General features: G+C 42.0%; 24 protein-coding genes. 15 read left to right on the top strand and 9 right to left on the bottom strand.

Translation table 11 applies throughout. The features are described from left to right. Positions 1 to 36 precede the first annotated feature (36 nt). From mnmE to EO131_RS04390, 11 genes are all read left to right on the top strand, one after another. Positions 37 to 1,407, top strand: a complete 1,371-nt coding sequence (gene mnmE / locus EO131_RS04340) for a tRNA uridine-5-carboxymethylaminomethyl(34) synthesis GTPase MnmE (protein ID WP_127019274.1) — start codon at positions 37 to 39, stop codon at positions 1,405 to 1,407. Between the two features lie 80 nt (positions 1,408 to 1,487). Then, positions 1,488 to 2,342, top strand: coding sequence for a helix-turn-helix domain-containing protein (locus EO131_RS04345; RefSeq protein ID WP_127019276.1), 855 nt, complete (start codon positions 1,488 to 1,490; stop codon positions 2,340 to 2,342). Positions 2,343 to 2,434: 92 nt separating this feature from the next. Next, positions 2,435 to 2,833, top strand: coding sequence for a DUF5367 family protein (locus tag EO131_RS04350; protein ID WP_127019278.1), 399 nt, complete (start codon positions 2,435 to 2,437; stop codon positions 2,831 to 2,833). Positions 2,834 to 2,849: 16 nt separating this feature from the next. Continuing rightward, positions 2,850 to 3,371 (top strand): anthrone oxygenase family protein, encoded by a 522-nt coding sequence (locus EO131_RS04355; RefSeq protein WP_127019280.1) that lies wholly within the window; start codon positions 2,850 to 2,852, stop codon positions 3,369 to 3,371. After that, positions 3,368 to 4,210: a Rossmann-fold NAD(P)-binding domain-containing protein gene (locus tag EO131_RS04360; protein WP_127019282.1), complete on the top strand. Its 843-nt coding sequence runs from the start codon at positions 3,368 to 3,370 to the stop codon at positions 4,208 to 4,210. Before EO131_RS04355 ends, EO131_RS04360 begins: the two co-directional genes overlap by 4 nt. A gap of 103 nt (positions 4,211 to 4,313) precedes the next feature. Further along, positions 4,314 to 4,757 (top strand): acetyltransferase, encoded by a 444-nt coding sequence (locus EO131_RS04365; RefSeq protein WP_127019284.1) that lies wholly within the window; start codon positions 4,314 to 4,316, stop codon positions 4,755 to 4,757. 14 nt (positions 4,758 to 4,771) lie between these two features. Next, the gene (locus EO131_RS04370) at positions 4,772 to 5,152 is read left to right on the top strand and encodes a hypothetical protein (protein WP_127019286.1); all 381 of its coding nucleotides are present in this window, start codon (positions 4,772 to 4,774) and stop codon (positions 5,150 to 5,152) included. A gap of 1 nt (position 5,153) precedes the next feature. Beyond that, entirely contained in the window at positions 5,154 to 6,398 is a 1,245-nt protein-coding gene (locus EO131_RS04375) for an alpha/beta hydrolase-fold protein (RefSeq protein WP_127019288.1), read from the top strand. Positions 6,399 to 6,414: 16 nt separating this feature from the next. Beyond that, positions 6,415 to 7,899 (top strand): amidohydrolase family protein, encoded by a 1,485-nt coding sequence (locus EO131_RS04380; RefSeq protein ID WP_127019290.1) that lies wholly within the window; start codon positions 6,415 to 6,417, stop codon positions 7,897 to 7,899. A gap of 58 nt (positions 7,900 to 7,957) precedes the next feature. Continuing rightward, positions 7,958 to 8,440 carry a GNAT family N-acetyltransferase gene (locus EO131_RS04385; RefSeq protein WP_241243787.1) on the top strand — a complete coding sequence of 161 codons (483 nt, stop codon included), beginning with the start codon at positions 7,958 to 7,960 and terminating at the stop codon, positions 8,438 to 8,440. Between the two features lie 116 nt (positions 8,441 to 8,556). Then, positions 8,557 to 9,027, top strand: a complete 471-nt coding sequence (locus EO131_RS04390; protein WP_241243788.1) for a VOC family protein — start codon at positions 8,557 to 8,559, stop codon at positions 9,025 to 9,027. A 146-nt stretch (positions 9,028 to 9,173) separates the two neighbouring features. Here EO131_RS04390 and EO131_RS04395 read toward each other — a convergent pair whose 3' ends face one another. Beyond that, complete coding sequence (locus tag EO131_RS04395) at positions 9,174 to 10,397, bottom strand: alpha/beta hydrolase (protein ID WP_127019292.1); 1,224 nt, start codon at positions 10,395 to 10,397, stop codon at positions 9,174 to 9,176. A 311-nt stretch (positions 10,398 to 10,708) separates the two neighbouring features. Here EO131_RS04395 and EO131_RS04400 point away from each other — a divergent pair, with 311 nt between their 5' ends. The 3 genes from EO131_RS04400 to EO131_RS04410 are packed head-to-tail and all read left to right on the top strand — an operon-like array spanning position 10,709 to position 12,664. Continuing rightward, positions 10,709 to 10,945 carry a thioredoxin family protein gene (locus EO131_RS04400; protein ID WP_127019294.1) on the top strand — a complete coding sequence of 79 codons (237 nt, stop codon included), beginning with the start codon at positions 10,709 to 10,711 and terminating at the stop codon, positions 10,943 to 10,945. Between the two features lie 18 nt (positions 10,946 to 10,963). Further along, on the top strand, positions 10,964 to 11,941 hold the full coding sequence (locus EO131_RS04405) for a permease (protein WP_127019296.1): 978 nt from the start codon (positions 10,964 to 10,966) through the stop codon (positions 11,939 to 11,941). A 12-nt stretch (positions 11,942 to 11,953) separates the two neighbouring features. Next, positions 11,954 to 12,664, top strand: coding sequence for an acetolactate decarboxylase (locus EO131_RS04410; protein ID WP_127019298.1), 711 nt, complete (start codon positions 11,954 to 11,956; stop codon positions 12,662 to 12,664). Between the two features lie 3 nt (positions 12,665 to 12,667). Here EO131_RS04410 and EO131_RS04415 read toward each other — a convergent pair whose 3' ends face one another. Together EO131_RS04415 and EO131_RS04420 are read right to left on the bottom strand one after the other, a co-directional pair. Next, complete coding sequence (locus EO131_RS04415) at positions 12,668 to 13,561, bottom strand: hypothetical protein (protein WP_127019300.1); 894 nt, start codon at positions 13,559 to 13,561, stop codon at positions 12,668 to 12,670. 70 nt (positions 13,562 to 13,631) lie between these two features. Then, the gene (locus EO131_RS04420) at positions 13,632 to 14,312 is read right to left on the bottom strand and encodes a DUF6799 domain-containing protein (protein WP_127019302.1); all 681 of its coding nucleotides are present in this window, start codon (positions 14,310 to 14,312) and stop codon (positions 13,632 to 13,634) included. 199 nt (positions 14,313 to 14,511) lie between these two features. On the opposite strand from EO131_RS04420, the gene EO131_RS04425 reads away from it, so the two are divergent. Then, positions 14,512 to 15,090, top strand: coding sequence for a Crp/Fnr family transcriptional regulator (locus EO131_RS04425; RefSeq protein WP_127019304.1), 579 nt, complete (start codon positions 14,512 to 14,514; stop codon positions 15,088 to 15,090). Here the strand turns inward: EO131_RS04425 and EO131_RS04430 are convergent. The 6 genes from EO131_RS04430 to EO131_RS04455 form a co-directional block, all read right to left on the bottom strand. Next, on the bottom strand, positions 15,087 to 17,651 hold the full coding sequence (locus EO131_RS04430) for a M1 family metallopeptidase (RefSeq protein WP_127019306.1): 2,565 nt from the start codon (positions 17,649 to 17,651) through the stop codon (positions 15,087 to 15,089). The genes EO131_RS04425 and EO131_RS04430 overlap by 4 nt on opposite strands. Positions 17,652 to 17,710: 59 nt before the next feature. Beyond that, complete coding sequence (locus EO131_RS04435) at positions 17,711 to 18,475, bottom strand: hypothetical protein (RefSeq protein ID WP_127019308.1); 765 nt, start codon at positions 18,473 to 18,475, stop codon at positions 17,711 to 17,713. A gap of 41 nt (positions 18,476 to 18,516) precedes the next feature. Continuing rightward, positions 18,517 to 19,182: a CatB-related O-acetyltransferase gene (locus tag EO131_RS04440; protein ID WP_241243789.1), complete on the bottom strand. Its 666-nt coding sequence runs from the start codon at positions 19,180 to 19,182 to the stop codon at positions 18,517 to 18,519. A gap of 129 nt (positions 19,183 to 19,311) precedes the next feature. Further along, positions 19,312 to 19,998, bottom strand: coding sequence for a DUF4386 domain-containing protein (locus EO131_RS04445; RefSeq protein ID WP_127019312.1), 687 nt, complete (start codon positions 19,996 to 19,998; stop codon positions 19,312 to 19,314). A gap of 390 nt (positions 19,999 to 20,388) precedes the next feature. Next, positions 20,389 to 21,087, bottom strand: coding sequence for a response regulator transcription factor (locus tag EO131_RS04450; protein WP_127019314.1), 699 nt, complete (start codon positions 21,085 to 21,087; stop codon positions 20,389 to 20,391). Further along, the gene (locus tag EO131_RS04455) at positions 21,071 to 22,354 is read right to left on the bottom strand and encodes a sensor histidine kinase (RefSeq protein WP_127019316.1); all 1,284 of its coding nucleotides are present in this window, start codon (positions 22,352 to 22,354) and stop codon (positions 21,071 to 21,073) included. The genes EO131_RS04450 and EO131_RS04455 overlap by 17 nt, the downstream gene beginning before the upstream one ends. Positions 22,355 to 22,388 lie beyond the last annotated feature (34 nt).

The following is a 22,388-nucleotide window of genomic DNA, read 5'->3' on the forward strand; positions in this document are numbered from 1 at the left end:
TGTTACAGCTGCCCACTTATTCGTACTTTTGTACCCATGTTGAACTCCGATAACATAGTAGCCTTGGCAACACCTTCAGGAACGGGTGCCATTGCAATTATTCGGGTTTCCGGACCGGATGCCATTAACCTCGTGGATCTACTTTTTCAATCTATTAAAGGGAAAAAGCTGGTTCAGCAAAAAAGCCATACCATCCATTTGGGACATATTATCGATGATGGGAAAATTATGGATGAGGTATTGGTTTCCCTTTTTAAGGGGCCCCATTCCTACACCGGCGAAAACGTGGTTGAAATATCCTGTCACGGCTCGCCTTACATACAACAGCAAATCATTCAATTGTTGCTCCGCAAAGGCTGTCGGGCAGCATCGCCCGGTGAATTTACCCTACGGGCCTTCCTCAACGGCAAAATGGACCTAAGCCAAGCCGAGGCCGTCGCCGACTTGATAGCCAGTGACAGTGAGGCGGCCCATGATATTGCCATTCAACAGATGCGGGGTGGTTTCAGCAACGAAATCCAAAAGCTACGGGAAGAGCTGTTGAACTTTGCCTCATTGATTGAGTTGGAACTGGATTTCTCCCAAGAAGATGTGGAGTTTGCAGACCGAACCCAGTTCAACGAATTGCTGAACCGAATCAGCGAAGTGCTCAAAAAACTGATTGATTCCTTTGCCCTTGGTAACGTCATCAAACATGGCATTCCGGTGGCTATTGTAGGCCAACCCAATGTGGGCAAGTCCACTCTGCTCAATGTTCTCCTCAATGAAGAACGCGCCATAGTGAGTAATGTGGCCGGCACCACCCGTGATACCGTGGAAGACCATATCAGTATCAACGGGATAAATTTCAGGTTCATTGATACCGCTGGAATTCGGGAAACCGAAGATGTGGTGGAGAAAATCGGCATCGAACGCACCTTTGACAAAATTGAAAAGGCCCGACTAATCATTTACCTCTTCGACGGGCAACATGTTGATAGTAAGGAGTTGGAAAAAATCAAGGAACGATATCCACTCAAACAGATCTTGCCCATTTGTAACAAAATGGATCTTCTGGACCAACATCAAATTGATAAACTAAAAATTGAAATCCCCAATGTGCTTTTCCTTTCGGCCAAACATGGTACGGGAATCAAGGAATTGGAAAGTCATCTTTTGGGATTGGTTGATTCCGGAGCCTTAAGCGGCGACACCACCATCATCTCCAATAGCCGACATTACGATGCCCTTTTAAAAGCCCTGGAAGAAATCCAAAAAGTGAAAGAAGGGTTGGAGATGGAGCTTTCAAGCGACCTCATGGCCATCGATATCCGACAGGCCTTATATCACTTGGGAGAAATTACCGGAAGTGTGACCACGGACGACCTGTTGGGCAATATTTTTTCCAACTTTTGCATCGGGAAATAAGCAAAGCCCGATGGATTGGTCGCCTAGACCATCACTTAAGTTGCTTTTTCGCAATTCCTTATCTTTAACAACATAACGAGATGACACGGGATTTCATCAATATCAACGATTTTACCATTTTGGTGGAAGAAGCTTCCACCGATGGCGTGACCGTGGATTCATGTCACTTTGATGAACCTGTTATCGCTGTGGCCTTTTATGGTTCAGGAAATGTTGACCTTAAGGTCAAGTATGGCCAAAAGGTGAAAGCCTTTAATTATACAAAAGGACTGGCCCTCTCTTTTTATGCGGATGGCAAAGTTGAATTTGAACATACCGTATCCCCCGACAAACCCCTTCGTTGTGTGCTGATTGCCACATCAATCCGAAACTTGGATAATTTGCCAAATGAAGAAGGTGAAATCTTTTCGTCATTATTGCATGAGCTGGTCAACCCCTCCGATCACTATGTGGAAGGCCCACAATTTTATATGACACCGGACATGGACCGCATTGTGGATTCGGTATTCAACATGAAATATCACGGCAAGACAAAAATGATGTTTTTCCGCAGCCAAATGACAGCCCTGTTGTCCCATTTCTTTGGACAATTGGCCCTATTGCAAACCGAGAAAATCAATACAACGGAACGGGACAAATTGTACATGGCCAAGGAACTATTGCTCAACAATCTGGACAACCCTCCTTCCCTATCCGAACTCTCCCGTCAAATTGGCCTGAACAGCTATAACCTCAAAAAGAACTTCAAAGAACTTTTTGGGCTCCCTGTTTTCAAATACCTACAAAACGAACGTTTGAAAACCGCCCATGACCTGATCCGGAACCAAGATGCCACCGTTCAGGAGGCCGCATGGCAAGTGGGCTACGACAGTTTGAGCTCCTTTTCCAACGCTTTCGAGAAAAAATTTGGTTACCGTCCCAGCCAAATCAAGTAAACTCCTTTTCCAACAAATCATACTCCTTTTGGAATAAATAAAGGCTTGACCTTCAAGGTAGTTTTGTCCTGTAATCCAAAAAAACAGGAGAAATGAACACTACAAGAGCATTACTGACAGGAACCTTGGTCTGGATATTTGGCGTAACTGCCTTTACCGCCCTATACGAACTGCCATTGATGGAAAACCGCTATGCACAGGCCAATATCGGATTGGCATTGCTGGTACCACCTTTGGTGTGGTTTGCATCCCAAATCTATTATCGCAAAGTGAAATCGACCCATGGATTGAAACTGGGATTGCTGATGTTATTGGCCAGTGCCACTTTGGATGCATTGTTTACCGTTCCCCTTTTGATCATACCTTTTGGTGGAAGTTATACCAGCTTTTTTGGCTCCTTGGATTTCTGGCTGATTGCCTTTGAATTCCTATTGGTGTCCCTGATCTATTGGTACATCAAAGTACGACCTGAACAACAACAATCAATCTAACAAACGATGAACAGCCATGACATTTTCAATCAACACGCTAACACTGATCAGTACAATTTTACTAACAGGTTTAACCGCAGGTCTATGCTTTACTTGGACCAACGCCGTAACGCCAGGAATAGGCCGCTTGGACAATCTTGGATATTTGCAGGCCTTCCAAGCAATGAACAGGGCCATCATAAACCCAATGCTTCTTTTGGTCTTTTTTGGACCCTTACTTACACACATCGCCAATGTGTATCTCCATAGAAATCAACCTAATCTGGTGTTTTGGATGCTTTTTGCAGCTGGAATACTCTATGTTGCGGGTGTGGTGGTCATCACGGTTTTCGGCAATGTACCCCTCAACGAAATACTGGATAAAACAGATTTACAAGTGGCAACCCCAAAACAATTGAACGAAATACGGAACCTGTTTGAGGCCAAATGGAACAGGCTGCATTTGATACGCACAGTTACATCCACACTTTCATTTTTACTGCTGATTCTGAGTCTATTACAAAATCAAATCAATACAAATACAAATTTACAATCATGAAAAAAGACACTTTTTTAATTATTGGAGGAACCGGGAAAACCGGACGAAAAGTGGTTGATAGTCTTCAACTGCTCAATCAAAATGTGAGAATCGGTTCAAGGTCATCCCAACCGGCATTCGATTGGAATAATGCTGAAAACTGGGAAGATGTGCTAGAAGGGGTGGACAAAATGTACATTACCTATCAACCTGACCTAGCCGTACCAGGAGCCTTGCAGTCCATAGAACAACTTATTTCCATTGCAAAGAAAAAGAACCTGAAAAAAGTAGTGCTGCTTTCTGGGAAAGGAGAACGGGAAGCTGAATTGTGTGAACAGGTGATCATACACTCTGGTTTGGATCATACGATTGTTAGGGCCAGCTGGTTCAGCCAAAACTTCAGTGAAAGCTTCTTATTGGAACCCATACAGCAAGGATTTGTTGCCCTTCCACAGGCCAATGTGCAAGTTCCTTATGTAGATACGGGAGATATAGCCGATGTGGTGGTGGAAGCTTTGCTTCACGATGTACACAACGGCCAGATTTATCAACTTACGGGACCAACCACTCTTTCATTTAAAGAAGCCATTGCTGAAATTGCCAAGGCCACGAACAGCGATATCGATTTCATGTCCATTACCATTGATCAATATGTAACAACCATGAAAGAACAGGGGATTCCTTCAGACTTTGTCTGGTTGATTGAATATTTGTTTACCGAAGTATTGGGAAATCCGATGGTATCCGAAATCAGCAACGACATTGAAAAGGTACTGAAACGCAAACCAAAAAGTTTTGTTGACTATGTAAATGAGACGGGCAAAACAGGGGTTTGGAACAAAAAAGTACAAACTGCTTAGTGCACATGGGCCAAATCTATTTATTAACACAAGTCAATTAAAGATTACCTCCTTTAAAGTAACTTTTGGCCTTTTTTATGGACATAATTAAATAGATTGGCCTATGAAATTTTTTAAAATAGATATCGTTCAAAAATCGGAGTACGAAACCCTTGTTGACCTTTGGGAAGCATCGGTACGGGCAACACACCATTTTTTGAAAGAGGAGGACATCCACTATTTTCGACCTTTGGTTCTCAACACCTATTTGGATGCTGTTGAGCTCAGATGTGCCAGGAACAAGCAGGGTAAAATTCTTGGCTTTTTGGGTGTTGCCGAACAAAACCTCGAGATGTTATTCATCCATCCCGAAAACAGGGGCATGGGTATTGGTAAAAAGTTGTTGGACTACGCCATTATAGCTCTTGAGGTGCAAAAAGTGGATGTAAATGAACAGAACGAACAGGCACTTGGTTTTTATCGTAATCAAGGTTTTGAAGTGGTTGGCAGGTCCGCATTGGATGGATCAGGGAAGCCCTACCCCATTTTACATATGAAATTGAAATAACATACCATCAAAAAATGAACAAATGTATCATCACCTTCAGTATTCTGCTATATGCCATTGCCGTCCCAATATTGGAAATCAACGATACCCATGTGTTCAACCCGGATTGGACGCCCCATGTGCGTATCCATGAAGTATGGCAATTGATTACCAATTCCGGCATTGGACTGTTATGCCTGTGGTTGGTTTGGGTAAAAAAAGAAACAAAAATCAGCGCCCTATTGAGTATGCTCGTCACAGGTGGGTTTTTATTGGCATTTGGCTTAAAAGCGCTTTATGGCGGATCTATGAAATACTTGGATGGCAGCGAAAAAACCCTTTTCGGGATCAATATTGGCATTTTGGGGTTCGGAATTGCGTTTATATTGCTCATGACCACTTTAAGAAAAAAATAAAATGGGAAAAATCAGAGTCACCATAATTCTGGTAATTTTCATAAACACCATCCATGGCCAACTTACGGATCAAGAAGGGTTTTATGGAAGTTCAACCATTCTAAATTCCCATATTTTACAGGAGGAACGGGAAATTCAAATATACCTGCCCACAGCGTATGGGCGTACTTCAAAAAAGTATCCGGTTCTGTATATCGTTGATGCCCAACGGTATTTCTTGAACGGTGTGACATTTCAACAAAATCTTTCATGGCAAGAATTTGTGCCAGAATTCATTGTTGTTGGAATTCAAACGGATGCGCAACATAGGCGAACCTTATTCTATCAAGAATCTTCAAACTTTATCGAATTCTTGGAAAAAGAATTGATCCCTGAAATTGACTCAACATACAGGACTCTCGATGAACGGATTTATTTTGGTTGGGAAATGGCAGCAGGTTTGGGCATTCAAATTTTTATGGAAAAGCCCAACATGTTCCAAGGGTTTCTTTTGGCCAGTCCAACACATTTTTCAAAAGAAAGGTTGCAGGGTGTAAGCGAAAGGCTCAAAAATCATACTGATCGACCTGCAGAACTGTATGCTGTTTTGGGCACCGTTGAAAATTGGGCATTGGACTCGATGTATTCTTTGGATTCCCTTTTTAAAGAACACCCCATAAAAAATGTACAATGGAAATTTAATCTTTCTGAAACCGAGAATCATTATACTACACCACTAACCACCATAAATGAAGGGTTGAAATTATTCTTTGGTGATTATGGCCCGATTCGGTTTTATTCCCTTGACGAATTTGAAGCCTATGGAGGAATCCCAAAACTCAAGGAGCATTATAGAAAAAGAGGAGAAAAGTATCAGGTCTCAGAAGACATCCATGCCGATACCAAACATTATCTGTTGGTACAGGCGCTCAACGAGAGTAATTTTGAAATGTTTGAATTGTTCATGCTAGAATTTGATGGAAAAAAGTTTATGGAGGACTATTACAAACAAGCCAGATGGTTCGATAGATTTGCCAATTACTATTTGGCAAATGACAAATTGGATGAAACCATCGAAACATTGAATTTGGGCCTTCAAAAGTTCCCAGATGCCTCCATCTTACATTTTTCTATGGGGAATTGCTTGAAGGCCATCGGAAAAATCGAAAAAGCAAAGGAATATTACTCCAAAGCCATTCAAATTGCAAAAGCCAATAATGAACCCGTATTGGAAACATATATATCAAAACTCAATAAGATTAACTAAATCCAAGAAAATTTAAATGAACAGAACATTTCTATACCTTTTATCCATATTCCTATTAGCTTCTTGCATAACACAAAAAACTGAAATTCAATTAACAAACGGGTTGGTCATTGAAAACGCCCGAATCATATCCCCGGAAGACCAAGCCTTGTCTCCTGAAAGCTTTATTGTGATCAACGGGGATAGCATAGTTTACATTGGAACGGATAAACCAAACATAAATGGGCATTTCAAGACCATCGATGCTACGGGAAAATATGTCATTCCAGGGCTTATTGACAGCCATGTGCATGTTACGGGTACCGATGCCTTGTCTGATGAGGAGGAGCTACAAAACCCTGAAATTGTCACAACATTTAAAGAGCAACTTCCCAAAAGTTATCTCTATTTTGGGTATACTACCTTGATTGATTTGGGGACCACCAAACCTGAAAGATTGGCTGATTTTCAAAAGGCTGAAATTAGGCCCGACCTTTATTTTGCAGGTGGGGGCGCGGTTATTGGGAATGGTTATGGACTTTCCAACTGGAATGATGAAATCCCCAACTTCATTTACCAAGAAAATGAGGACTATCCCATCCCCGAAAAATATGTAAAGGAAAACCACACTCCCAAAGCTGTTGCCGAACGGATAGCTGCATCCGGTGCCATTGTCTTAAAAACGTACTACGAACCTGGTTTTGACCCCACCCAACCCCCTTTCCCAACTCCTTCCAAAGAGCTTATGGCAGAAATAAGACAGGAAACCCATAACAATAATTTGGTGCTGGCCGTCCATGGAAATTCCTTGGAAGCACATGATTTTCTGGGGCAAGCCCAAGTGGATGTAATCGCCCACGGCCTTTGGAACTGGGGCAATCATCGATTGGATTCCACCAAAGTTATTCCAGAGGAAATCAAAAAAGTCTTGGATACCGAAATTGAAAATAAGGTAGGTTACATGCCCACCTTACAAGTAATCAATGGGTTGAACGCACTTACCAATCCTGATTTTTTGAATGTCCCTGAGTTGGAACATGTATTGCCAAGAGTACTCATTGAGTATTATAAATTAAATGTAGATGGAATGTATGCCAATGTGTTTGGCGGTGCTCCCAAAAACATCATTGCAGCCAATTTCAACCGAATTTCCAATCAAGGGAAAACCAATTTGAAATATTTGCATGACCATGGCGGTAACATCTTATTTGGCACCGATACCCCGTCATCGCCAACCTACGGAAATCCTCCGGGCTACAATGGGTATTTGGAAATGTTGGAAATGGAGCAAGCAGCTATTCCTTTAGGAAAAATATTGGCCATGGCAACCATTGATAATGCCAAAGCGTTTAAACTTGACAAGGATTTTGGCACTGTTGAAACCGGAAAAAAAGCCAACCTATTGATTCTGAACAAAAATCCGTTGGAGGACATCACGGCATACAATTCTATTGAACAAGTAGTCATTCATGGAGTGTCCTTAAGCCGTAAGATGTTGTCTGCCAAGGAGATTCAAGAATAAACCGCATTAACTTTGAAGAAGGACCATAATTGAACAAAGAGAGCAAAAAGAGAGAAAGATGATGGAATTCAGAAAAGCAACCATCGAGGATATACCGACTGTAGTTGAAATGATCGCTGACGATGCCTTAGGAAGCAAACGGGAAAACTACACGGTTCCCCTTCCTAAAACTTATTACGATGCCTTTGAGCGAATCGATTCGGACTCAAACCAAGAATTGATCGTGGTTGAAAATGAAGAAGAACAGATCATTGCCGTGTTTCAGATGACCTTCATCTCCTATTTAACCTACCAAGGCGGCATTCGCGCACAGATTGAAGGGGTGCGTGTGCACAAGGATCATCGGGGACTCGGCATTGGAAAAGTGGTGTTTGAATGGGCCATAAAAAGAGCTCAGGAGCGGGGTGCCCATTTGTTGCAACTGACCACTGATAAACAACGCCCCGATGCCATTCGGTTTTACGAATCCTTAGGTTTCAAGGCTACCCACGAAGGCATGAAAATGCATTTTAAACTTCCCAACCATCCATTCTTAACGTAGGTTAAGATTATTATAGTTTCTCTACCATAGGTTTGCAGGAAATAATTTTGATTGGCCAATCAAAGCAAAAACTTTAACGTTATATTGCTATTGATCAATACAAAAAAATGCATCAAATGAGAGTTGCTTTAGCTGTATTCGTTTCATCACTGATTTTAATGGTATCCTGCTCGACCAAGCAGGAACAACCCCATGAGGCAGGTATGAACCTAAGGTTGGAATTATTCACCTCAGACATGGAAAAATCGGTGGATTTTTATACCGGGGTATTGGACTTTAAAATGGAAGGCACCGCAATAAATCATTCCTATCAACCGGTGAAAAAAGGAAATGTCACCTTAGGGATTGGGCCCCTCAGTAAACTTTCCGAAGACCATCATTTCAACCCTAAAGACGGTACGATTCAAAAAGGGTATGGTGTAGAATTGGTTTTGGAAGTGGATAATGTCACTGAAGTATATGAACAGGTGGAATCAAGCGGTTATCCTTTACATGGTCCATTAAAAACCCAACCTTGGGGATTAACAGATTTCAGGTTGGTAGATCCCGACGGTTATTATTTAAGAATTACTTCAAAAAACAGATGACAGATACAATTAGTCAAAAAAAGAAAGTGCCCAGGCCAATAGATGATCACCATTATTGACCCGAGCATTTTTTCAATAGAGATTGTTTGGATTAAACGATAACCATCCGTAGTGAACCAAACATCAATAAAAGGATCTTCATAACATTATTTTGTCTTTTTTAACCTGTCAATTTCCATTTGATAGCCATCCTCTTGTCCCAATTTTAATTTTTTGGAAATCAGGATTGCTTGTTCCAAGGCTGTTATGGCTTCATCTATCTGGTTTGTTTTTTCATACAATTGCGCCAACGTTTTCTGTAGCACCGCATATTTTGGATATGCCTCGGCAGCTCTTTTCAACACTGTTATCGCCTCCAGGTCTTTGCCTTCGTCCATCAATGTTGAAAACAAATCGAAGTAGTCTCCCGCAGGTCTCCTGACTTTGTTACCATATTTTTTCTTTAGTGTCAACTCATCTTTTAAAAATCCTTCTTCCGTAAAATTGGTTAGTGTCTCTTTGGATAACTTTAAATTGTTGAACACAAACTTCAACCCGTAATAATTCAATAGCAGCCGAGCATCGTCATGGCCTTCATCCCCTATTTCCTCGTGCATCCATTTAAAATCGTCGGGGGCGCTCTGTTTTAGCACATCCACAAAGTGGATCAATTCCTGCCGCATTCCCCAACCATCGCCGCCACCGATACCGAAATACGCCGTTTTGTTAAAGCTGGCATCTTTTGAAAAGAAACCTTTGGCCTTTTGGGTCATCTCTTCCTTGTTCCACCACAATGCGGGGGATTGAACGATGTATGTATCAAAAAGACTGGGCCTTTCCATCATGGCAAACGTTGTGAACAGACCGCCAAACGAGTGGCCCTCCAGTAAACGAAAAGGATGGGTTCTAAAATTGGTTTCCACATAGGGCATCAGTTCTTTCTCTATAAAATCAAGAAATTTAGGTGCCCCGCCACTTTGTGGAATACCGGCTCCGCTAACACCTCCATAGACATCCCCTCCGGCTTTGGAAGGGGTCAAGTCCCTAGATCTGTTCAAACTTTCAATGGCAACAATGATCATGGGGGGAATTATTCCGGATTCCGTTAAAAGCTCCATGGTACCCACTTGGTGTTTGATGTTCCCAAGTCCATCCAACAAGTAGAGTACAGGATAATTTTCTGAATTCTCTTTGTACTCATTTGGAAGATAGATTATAACCGGTCTGTCTTCATTTAAAATCCCAGACTTTAGAGTATGATAGGTACCCAGACCCAAAAGTTGATTTTCCGTGGTAGTTTCAATTTTTTCTGCAATTTGGGCAAAGCCCCCAAAGGTTACAAAACATATAAATACTAGTGTGATGCTTAATTTTAATCTAAAAGTTTTCATTTAAAATAGTTCGTTTTAAGATAATTGAAGTTGATGCGTTCCTCTAAGTTCATTCCAAACTTAAACCGTATCAAAAACTGATTCTTGTTTAAAAGGGTGTAATAATTGTTCCAAAAGGAATCATCTTTTGACATGGAGACGCAAGTAAAGTCAAAACATTACAAAGGGTCTAATTTTTTAAACCTGCATTCCCCTCCAACACCTCTAATTTTTACCAATGTGATAAAAGTCACAGTTTTCCGTACCGTCCCATCGTAAATTTGCGATGAAATTCGATAAATATTATTGAGTAAACATTCAACAGGAAAACGATGAAACACTCCATTCAAATCTTGGGTACCGGTTGCCCCAAATGTCAAAATTTGACCAAAGTCGTAAAAGATGTGGTCGCTGAACATCAAATAGATGCTGCGGTGGAAAAAGTGGAAGATATTGCAGACATCATGAAATTCAATGTAATGATTACCCCTGCATTGGTGGTGGACGGAAATGTGGTCCTCAAAGGACGCGTTCCCTCCAAGGATGAAGTACTGGCCTTCCTGCGATAACATAAATTGCTTAACCAAATGTTTGATTGGCTGGAACATATGGCCCAATGGCTGGTTTATGGCGTCATGGGATTGAACCCTGAAGACCATCTGGCCAAAGCCTTGGATTTCTTCATTTACGACAGTATCAAAATATTGCTGTTGTTGTTCACTGTGGTCTTCTTAATGGGCGTTGTGAACAGCTATTTTCCTATTGATAGGGTCAAGAACTATCTGTCAAGAAACAAATTATACGGTGCCGAATATCTCATGGCAAGTCTATTTGGTGTGGTTACCCCCTTTTGTTCGTGTTCATCCGTACCGCTTTTTATAGGATTTGTGAGGGGTGGTATTCCCTTAGGGGTCACTTTTGCCTTTTTGGTGACCTCACCTTTGGTGAACGAAGTGGCCATAGGTCTTTTTGTAGGACTGTTCGGGGTAAAAACCACCATCCTTTACGTGTTTAGCGGCATTCTTTTGGGCACAATTTCCGGGCTGATTTTGCAAAAGTTACGATTGGAAAAACACCTCACACCTTGGGCCAAGGAAGTGTTGGACAATGCACAACGTGATCAAGAGCGATTTGAGGCCGAAAAACAATCATTTAAACAACGTTTGCCCATTATTTGGCAGGAAGCCCTAAAGATATTGAAAGGGGTCCTCCCCTATGTCATTATCGGTATTGCTATCGGTGGGTTGATGCACGGCTATATCCCCGAAGGTTTCTTTGAAAAATACATGGCCAAGGAAAACCTCCTCGCCGTCCCGATTGCAACCATCCTTGCCATTCCCATGTATTCCAATGCGTCCGGTATCCTACCCATTGTCCAGGTTTTGGTGGCAAAAGGCATCCCCTTGGGTACGGCCATTGCCTTTATGATGGGCGTTGTGGGGCTTTCATTGCCCGAAGCCATGTTGCTCAAAAAAGTGATGACCTTTAAATTGATCGGCATATTTTTCGGCGTGGTGATGCTCTGCATCATCCTTTCGGGCTATCTTTTCAACATTATTTTATAATTCAACATAACAATGAACTTAAAATTCCTTGCCTCCTTACTTACCATTGCGCTATTCACCATCAACCTACAGGCCCAAATGCCGCATGTGCATTATTCAGGTGCCATGAATGCCATGGGAAACACCTATGACTACAATATGTGGTTGGATTCCATTCCCAATAAATCCCATTTGTTCGGGATGGGACCCTACGATAAAATGAAGGGCGAAATAACCGTTGTGGACGGCACGCCCTACTTTGCCACTGCTTTTGTGGAGGGCAGTTACGAAGTGGGAGAAAGCTGGGATATCCGCGCTCCCTTTTTTGTGTATGCCCATGTTGATCAATGGAAATCGTTCAACATTAAAGGAAACTTCAAAAGCGTCCAAGACATTCAAGATATGGTCGCCAAAATCGCAATGGCAAATGGGTATGATACCGATCAACCATTTCCCTTTCGGATAAAAGGCACTTTTGATGGATTGACGGCACATATTGTTACTCCGAGAAACCCTGATGTTGAAGGATTTCGCGAAGGGATAAAATCACAAAAATTTTCTTTTGAAGGAACCAAAGGGGAATTGATCGGATTTTATTCGGATCACCATCAGGGGATTTACACCCATCACGACAGTTTTGTGCACATTCACTTTTTGAAGAAGGACAAATCCTTTATGGGACACTTGGATGCCATAGAAACACAGGGCCAAACCTTTACATTGTACTTACCCAAAAAAGACTAAATCCTAATTGTTCTTTTTGGTATTGAACCAATAACTGATTCCCAAGGACCAGTAAAATACATTCTCCAAATCCTCCTCAAACACACCTTCGTCCGTGGTAAGGGTGGCACTGGTTTGGGGAAACGCCCATGTGGGGGTAAATGAAAAGATAAAATGTTTTTGATGCAGTTGTATCGGTAGGCTCAATTCCATGTTCAGAATATTGAATTCGGAGGCCTCTGCGATTTCCACATTGGTAATGGTTTCCGTGGTCGTACCTCCTTGACCACTTCCACTGCCTGTACCCTTCCTACTGCCCAACCGACTGGTGGTATAGTACTCTTCATAAAAGTATTGAGATCCAGCAAATACTGAAATTCGGGGCGTGATCATTAAATTCCGCTCGAAGGCATAGATGGTTTTATCGGCCAAGAATCCCAAGAAGAGGTCGGGAGAACTATTCTTGTTAAAATAGGAACTGGCATAAACAGACAATTCCAATACCTTGAAATCATAACTCAACAATCCAGTAATATCGGCCACTACCTCAGATTGCACATTGTAGCTTGCTTCATTGAAGAAATACGCTGTTCCGGAAATACCGCCACTCCATTTGTCGGTATCGAACAAATACCCTCCGGTCAAATAAAATAAATCGATACGTTGTTCATCGGAGCTGGTAAGATAGGACGCCGTTGCATCGGCAAAAAATCCCGACTTGTCATAGTAACCAATGGATGGTAGAAGATAAGGTGCAGCAATGGAATCCCTGCGCCCCATAAAAACGGCATCGTTCATATAACTCATGTCCACCAAGAAATAGGAAGACTCGTCATTGGTTTTTTCTTGGGTCGTTTTTTGGGCGTAGGCCCAAAATGTGCCCAATAGCGCTAAACAGAAGAAAACAATTTGTTTCATGACCCAACATTTTGATGGCTAAAGAGCCATGCCACCGTACTAGGTGGCATGGCCCCGAACCCAAAGTCAATTACATGATCTGTCCACCTTTCTTCTTTTGAAGATTGGCTTTTTTGGACTTCATGTTCTTGATGTTCTTCATGTTTTTTTGAAGCATCATTTTACGATGTTGGTACATGTTGGTGAACTTTTCACCGTTTAGGTTCAAACATTCACCATCTTGAAGCCTCAATTGCTGACGATTTTGGTTCATATAAGAACCATCGGGATCAATGGCGCCGCCATTGGCCAACTCCAATCGTTGTTGCAATCTATTTTGTGATTGGGTTCTAATTTGATAAAGTTCCCCATCAATGAGCATTACCTGGAACCTGTTTTGGTTTCGTTCCTGGATCTGTGCATTGGTCAAGCCTTTATCTGCTTGCATTACTTTGTAACGGTATTGGTATTCGTTACGGTATTTGATACCATCATTATCCAAACATTCACCGTCTTTTAACCTAAGTCTGTCCCGGTCACGGGTCATATAGGTTCCATTTGGATTAACAACCGTTCCATCGCTTAGCGTAATGGGGTCTTGCAAGCGAATTTGGTCGCGATCACGGATTTGCAGTACATCTCCGTCAACCAACATTAAACGATCACGGTCTCGGTCTTGATCGGGATCCTGGAGCCTGTCCCTATCCCTATCCTGTGCCATAAGTGTTGCTGTTCCTAGAACGGCAATCACCATCAATACAATTTTTTTCATGGTACTCGAACTTTAAAAAATCACTGTGCAAGTTAATTTCATGAAACTGAAAAATCTATGATAACAATCATATATATAATTGTTTATCAGATATTTATGTTAATTATTATGTAACAAATGTTACATACTTCAACGGTAATAAAAGTCAATATTTCTTTAACCATCTGTGTATAAAATAATTGGGTAATTTTAGCGCACCATGAAGAATGAAATCGCAGATCTTATTGCCCGGTTCCTTCCCTTAAGTGGTGTAGAAAGGGAAATCATTGCATCCTCCATACCCATCAAATCTTTTGAAAAGGGATCAATTTTACTTCGCGAAGGACAGATATCGCGGGAATCCTATTTTAACATTGAGGGCATTGTGCGCAAGTACTATGTAATTGATGGGGAAGAACGCACCACAGAGTTTTATTTGGAAGAAGAAGCCATTTCCTCGTTGCAGAGCTACAATTTGAAGATTCCAGCCAACCATTATTTGGAATGTGTGGAAGATTGCCGATTGGCCGTACTCACGTATGAAATGGAGCAGGAACTTTTTAAAAAAGTGGACGGTTTCGAATCGCTTTGCCGTGTTTCCATCGAAGAGGAACTTGGTGCGCAGCAAGAAAAATTGGCCCGGTTCATGACCTCAACCCCCGAAGAACGTTATTTGAACCTCATGAAGCATCAACCTGCCCTATTACAACGGGTACCCCAATATTATTTAGCAAGCTATTTGGGCGTTAAACCCGAATCGTTGAGTCGAATTCGAAAAAGACTTTCCCAAAAAAACTAATTCCCCAGCAAATTTTGGTATCGGTACAGGTCGTCGGTGGCCTGTAGTAGTTTGCCTTTGAGTGAAGGATTTAAGTTTGGACGACTTTCCAAATACATTTCAACCATTTGTAAGGCTTCCCCAGATTGGTATTGGCCCACTGTGGTACTCAACCAGCGCTTTGGAAAGAAGATATCACCGGTTTTTTGGATATCCTCCAACAAATCCAAAGCCAGGGGCACCATGGTAACTGACTCCTGTTGCCGCAACGGATGATGAAGATAGCCACAGGCGGTCAGTACCCAAGCTTCTTTCTCACGGTTTTTGGCATCGCGAAATGACTCGAAAAATTGGTTTCGGACCAAAACATCCGATGATAGGGCGGGTCTCAAAAATTCAAATCGTTTTATCTTATCCGGATTGGTCAAGGCCTCCTTCGCCGTTTCCAAAATAACATCGGATGCTTCATGCCCAAAAAGTGCCAAACCCATCGCCATGTTGGTAAAGTCATCTTGGTTCAACCGCAGGTCGGCAATGGTCATATCCTTGTTCCAAACGCGGTACAACCTTTCCTTTCCTTTTTTGGAATATGCCATACCTTTCCAAAGATTGAAGATGTTCTTTTTAAAATTCGATGTGTGCTTGCCCTCAGTGAGTTCCTTCCAAAGTACCTGTTCCATATCCGGTTGCACAATTTCCCGTTCTTCCGGTGACAAAAAGCCCCAAAATAAACCGGAAGCCTGACCACAAAGTAGTCCATGGATGAGTTCGTTGGTTTCGGATTGAATGCCCTGCAGTACAACGGGCATTACCTTTTTCACCTCCAAATTACCGGTAAGCACATTTTCGTACATGTTCAAATAGGCATAGCCCCTTGCCACCTCATCTTTTAAACCAGGAATTATCTTAACATCATCGGGTTGCATTGGGAACACCCCGTAACCGAAGGCATTGGAATTGTAAATGATGGCCTGTGGGACAGATAAACCCTTTGCCCCATTTAGTTCGGTTTTTTTATCGGTTATGGAAACCTCCAACGTGTAGGTGCTATCTGGGTAAACCAGCGCCACTTCAAAAGTTTGTGGCCACAATTTATCACTACCGTCCTCCGCCTTTTGGGAAAGTGTAAAGGAGGTTATTTTGTTATTTTGGTAAATAATGGATTCCGACAATACCGGTCTACTTGATTGATTTACCCAAACTTCACTCCATTTTTTCAAGTCCTTGGGCGTTCTTTGGTCCAAAATATCCACCAAATCGTTCCAAGTGGCATTGCCGTAGGCGTACTTGGCGATATACTCCCGTATGCCTTCCTTAAATTCCTTTTCGCCGATGGCCGCTTCCAGTTGCCGCATCATAATGGGAGCCTTGTTGTAAATGATGCCACCATACAAACTTCCGGCATTCTTCAGGTTGTTCAACTGCTGCCTGATGGGATTGGTACCCCGTGTCCTATCCTCGCCATAGGCCCCGCGATAATGGGAGTTCATAAAATTCAACCTATGGTTGATATCAGGAAATGTGGGATTGATGATCTTATCGGCCATAAAATTGGCAAACACCTCCTTCATCCACACATCGTTGAACCAATCCATGGTAACCAGATCGCCAAACCACATATGGGCCGTTTCGTGTGCTATGAGTTTGGCACGGCTTAATTGTTGGTTTTCCGTGGCGGTTTCATCCAAAAACAAGGCTGATTGTCGGTATTGAATGGCCCCCACATGTTCCATTCCCCCATATTGAAACCCTGGAATGGCTGCAAAATCGAGTTTTTGAAATGGAAAATCGTATTGGGTATAGTCCTTTAAAAAGTCGATGGCTTTTTGATGCAGTTCAAAAACAGGGATGACACTCGACTTAATTTTTGCTGAATCGGTTTCCCGGTAAAGAAATTCCATATTGAAGAGACCCGGATTTTCGGTTTGAGTTTCAAATTTACCGGCAACGAACGAAAATAGGTAGGTACTCATGGGGTCGCTCTCCCCAAATTCATATTGAATCCGATCGCCATTCACATGACTCGACTCCAACGGGGCTCCGCCCAAAACCTTCCAGTCCGAAGGCGCCGAAACAGAAAGAACGTACTTGCCTTTGATATTGGGTTGGTCAAAACAGGGGAATAGGGTACTTGCCCTGTCTGGCACCAAAAGGGTATACAAAAAATCTTCGTTACGGTTCAAGGAAAGTTCTCCTGCATGAAACTCGATTTCAATTGTGTTGTCCCCAAGTTGCAATCCCTCGGATATGATCAAATGTTCCTTTTGATGTTCAATTTCCTGAGTTTTTCCATTCACAATAAGTCCGTGCAACAGGGCAGCATCTGCATTGAAGTCTAGATACAAGGGTTGCTTCAAATCGTTCAACTCCAAATGAAGTTTTAACCGGGAGGGAATAGGTGCTGAAATGCTATCGGGGATTTCAAAAGAAAGGTCGTACACCACATTGGAAACCTGCTGTTTCCGATAATCGGCCATTGCCAATGGAATGCCTTCATCCAAAAGTTCAGGGGTTTGTTCCGTTTCTTTACAGCCCATCACCAATATGGCCATCACGACACTCGAAAGGAAGATTTTTTTCATATCAAAAGGAGGAAATAAAAAAAGGCACTTTTATGAACAGTGCCTTTTTCAAAAGATTTTTAGTTGGTAATCACGTAGTTTACCTTTTCCACTCCGGTATTGCCCGTGGTCGCATTATAGGCCGTTACGGTTAGCTCATAGGTGCCAGCCTCAGAAATGGCAACATTCCCTTCAAATAGGTTGCGGGATAGATTTTTAAGCGGTAATTCCTTGATAAGGTTACCATCTTTTTTAAGAAAGGCCGTGACTTCCATCATTTTGGAATCCCATAAGCCCCCTTCCTCGATGGGACAACCACACATCATTACAACGTTGGCCTTGATATCCAACCCTGTTTCTTTTAAGGAAGCCAATGGAATGTACTGATGGGTGTTCGGTTTTAAAATATCAATGACGAATCCGGGTATCTCCACCACTACCCCATCCCCAAGAATGTCCTTACCGGGCAGCAACCATAATTCTGTGGTGGCATGTACTTGTGCATTTCTTTTATTAATGGGTGATATGACCTCAATGGTCACAAAAGTGGGTTCGTCAATATCAACAATGGCCAAAAAACCTGCCGTGCTTTCCTCCGAAATTTGGCCAAATCGCTCCTTGGCTGTCTTCATGATCAAATCGGTATTCCCAGTGCTGCCTTGGGTGGTCCCTTCTGCCAAAATTTGTCCATTGATGGCATTTCTAACGATTACATGCGCTCCACCGATGGAACTGCCCACAAACTTGGCATCTTTGGCCTTGGCACGGACCATTAGCTTCGTTTCCGTGGCAAATGCATGGGTGCATAAAAAAATGAGTGTAAAAAATAGGATAGTCTTCTTCATGGAATTTGAATTGCAATTAGCTATCCTAAACTTACTGCATTTTACGCGATATCCCTAAGAATTTTGACATCTGTGTTCAATATGGCCTCCAAATTATTTTCGATTTTTTCAATAGGCCAGTTCCACCATTGAATTTCCAACAGAGCATGTATTACGCTATCGTCAAAACGTTTTTTAATAGGCTGGGCCGGATTGCCCCCTACAATGGTATACGGGGGAACATCTTTAACCACAACCGATCTGGAACCAATTATGGCGCCATCACCAATAGTAACCCCGGGCATGATCACCGCTTCCATTCCAATCCAAACATCATTGCCGATTACTGTATCCCCCTTTGCCTCGGACACTTGGAACATCGCCTGTATTTCATCCATGGTGGTTTCTGGGGTCATCATAAAATTGTTGAACGGATAGGTCGAAAACCCACCCATAAAATGGTTGGCCGAACTGGTGATGAAACGCACCCCATGGGCAATTTGGCAAAACTTGCCCATGACCAATTTTTCCGGACTCAATGGAAAAAGATAGGGAGCCAAAAAACCGGCGTAATTATCCAAAACCTCAAAATGCCCAAAATAACTGAAGTCGCCTATTTGGATTCTTGGATGGTCGATTACCTGGTTTAAATGAACCACGGTCTTTATCTCAGTGCCATCAGGCATTATCATGGGGTATTTTTTATTGGGGTCTAATCGTGTTTTCAAAATGTTCTTATTTTGTAGGTATAAATCTGAATCAACATGCTTGCGCATTAAATGATTATTGTTGGACCTGACTTTACTCTAATCCGTTAGACTCCAAATGCTGAATTTGTTACAAGTTTTGTGGTGATACTATGCCTCTTTCCTTTTGAAACCAAGAAAACCCTTGGCAAGTAGCCAAATAGTAAGTGTGAACTCCCCTAATATCCCGGTAAAGATAACTATGTATTCAAATAGGTGCCTATAGTCAAAATATGATGGCAAAAAGAGTTTGGCACCGCTTTCGACCACATAGCCCGAAGCCGCTACCACCAAAAACAAACCGATTAATTTTGGGAAGGCACTATACCTGATGGATAAATAGCCCAATAGGAACAAATGAATGCCAAACAAGACCAAGGCTATGGTCCAAACGGTATCAAAATGATGCAAAGCCTGTTGAATCGTCCATTCCAGCCCTTCAATACCCTGGTATTTGACATTTGTGGTCGTGCGATATATTTTATACAGCCCAAATAAGCCGATGGCAAAGCCAATCGCATGCAACATGCGTAAGCTGGATGCCACGTAGGTCAGTTTTCTATGGGCACTTTGAGTTAACGGGAATAGTGTGAATACCAACACCCCATCAAAAAATAGCATGGCAAGAAAAGCCAGCAACCCCAATCCCAAATTTGAATGAAACTGGACAAAGTTTTGAGTGGTATTGGCCATATTGTCCCAGTCGACCAAGGATTCCAGTACGGTAAAATTAGCATAGAACCCCGTTGCGAATATCAATAGGTAGGCTACACCAGAAATCAGTGCATATCGTTTCATAAACCAATTGTTATAAAGGCTTACAAAACTATGGCCAAGGGCAAAAAAAATGATTGATTTAAGTCAATAACGATATCCTTCAACTTACTTGCCTTATCAATTCCAGTTTATCTATTTCGGCGATGGCTGCCAGCAACAGTTCTTTCAGGCATTTTGAATCCTTTTTGGGACAAGGCTGTTGCAATTGATAATTAGTACGGTCAATCAATCGGGTACAATAGGCAATCTGTTCATTAACCGGTAATTGGGAGACTGTCTGTCGATACAAACAATCCAACTGTTGTAAGTCGGGTTTAGATTCTTTATTTCGGAAAAATCGGAACATGGGGAACAAGATTTGTGGTTCTATACTATTCCTACCTCAAAAACCAAGCCATGCCCGTTAAATATTTATTCTTCCACCCGAAGCATAAAACCACGCCGGTTGACATTAACGATACTGATCCTGGAATCTTTGGATAGGTGCTTGCGAAGATGCGAGACAAATACGTTCAAACTTTTTTTATTGAAATAATCGTTCTTGTCCCAAATGGTGGTCAAAATCTCCTTATGTGGACAAAGCTGGTTCTGATTTTTGGCCAACAGGGCCAAAAGGTCAAATTCCTTTCCCGTTAGCTTAATAGGTTGGTTTTTATAACGTAGTTCAAAATTTTCCGTATTCAGTGTATAGTCCCCAATTTGATAATTTTGTGCGATTTCTTCCTCCTTTTCTTCGGCAACCAACCTGGATAACAACGCGTTGACCCGAACGACCAATTCTTCCTCATCAATGGGTTTCTTCAAATAGTCCACGGCCCCCATGGCAAATCCTTTGAGCACATCAATTTTTAATGAGCGAGCAGTCAGGAACAGGAAAGGTAGATTTGGATTTAGGGCCTTTATTTTCTGTGAAAGCTCAAAACCGTCCATATCCGGCAACATAACATCCAAAATGGCCAAGTCAAACACATTGGACTCCATTTTGGCCAATGCACTTTGGCCGTCCTTGGTCCAGGTTACATCAAAATCCTTCATACCCAAATATTCGGATAACAGGTATCCAAGTGAGGGGTCGTCCTCCACCAAAATCAATCTATATTTTTTGTCCATCGCTATTCAATTTAAGGGATATGGTAAATGTTGTACCCTTTCCCAGTTCACTATCCACCGAAATGCTTCCCCGGTGCATTCTAATAATTTTTTGCACATAGGCCAAACCGAGTCCGTAGCCTTTCACCTTGTGGACATCTCCATTTTTGACTCTATAGTATTTTCTGAAAATTCTTTTCAAATCGGATTTGGCAATGCCCGGGCCATTGTCAGAAATGGCAATGAGCAACCGCCTGTTTTTTAACTGCGCCCTGAGTCGGACTACAGGCTCATCGGCATATTTTTTGGCGTTTTCGAGCAGGTTGGCAATTACGTTTTCCAAATGGAACTTTTCGGCCTTGATTGTATAATTGCCATCCTCCAATTGATACTCAAATTCAATGTTTTCACTTTTGGCGATCAACGAAAAATCCTGACAGATTCGCTCCAATTCCTGTTTAAAGTCGATTATTTCGAACTGCATCAATTTCTTGCCCGATTCCAGACTGGCCAATTCCAAAACCTTGTCGATATGTTGTTTCAATCGTTCGGTTTCCCGCCTTATCAGTTCAACAATCGGTTTCTTTTGTTCCGGGATATCCTCTTCCAAAATTTTGCTCGCCAGGCCGATAGAGAAAACAGGGGTTTTTAGTTCATGTGTCAAATTATTGATAAAGTCGTTGGTGGTGGTAATAATGTTTCTTTGCCAATAAAAGGAACGAAGCACCCAAATTACAACAACAATTATAGCCAACAAGAAAATGAGCCCCGGTATGGTCAATCCTTTCAACTGGCTTAAAAAATATTTGTTTAGATCGTCAAATCCCAATTCAAGCACAATGTCCTTCTTTAGAAGCTCCGGTAAATAACCTTCAATTTTAATAGGATAAGTAAGCCTGTCCTCCCCACTTAAATGCTTCTTAACCGAACTCAAATAAACCGTTGAATCACGGGCAAATAAAGAATAGGTAAATGGCGCATCGATGCCTGATACGCCCAACTGATAAGAGATATAATCGTTTAAATAGTACTGAGCCGTCTTTTCTAGGCTATCCAACCCTATCCTTACCTCTGAGGTATCCTTTAAAATGACATTTCCGATGGTGTATGTTAGCGAATTCAACTCTGCCAGTTCCTGATTGATGTCGGTACGAGTCTTGTCAATTTTTTCAGAAAACTGTGCTCTCGCCAAACCTAGGCCTACCCTTAAATATTGATATTGTACCACCAATAGTCCAATGACGGACACAACAAAAACAAGTACATAAATGTTTCTTTTGGAGAGCATGGTGCTAAATAAACAAAAAAACAGCAGGGATTTA

This window comes from Flagellimonas beolgyonensis, from assembly GCF_003992615.1.
GTDB classification, from domain to species: domain Bacteria; phylum Bacteroidota; class Bacteroidia; order Flavobacteriales; family Flavobacteriaceae; genus Flagellimonas; species Flagellimonas beolgyonensis.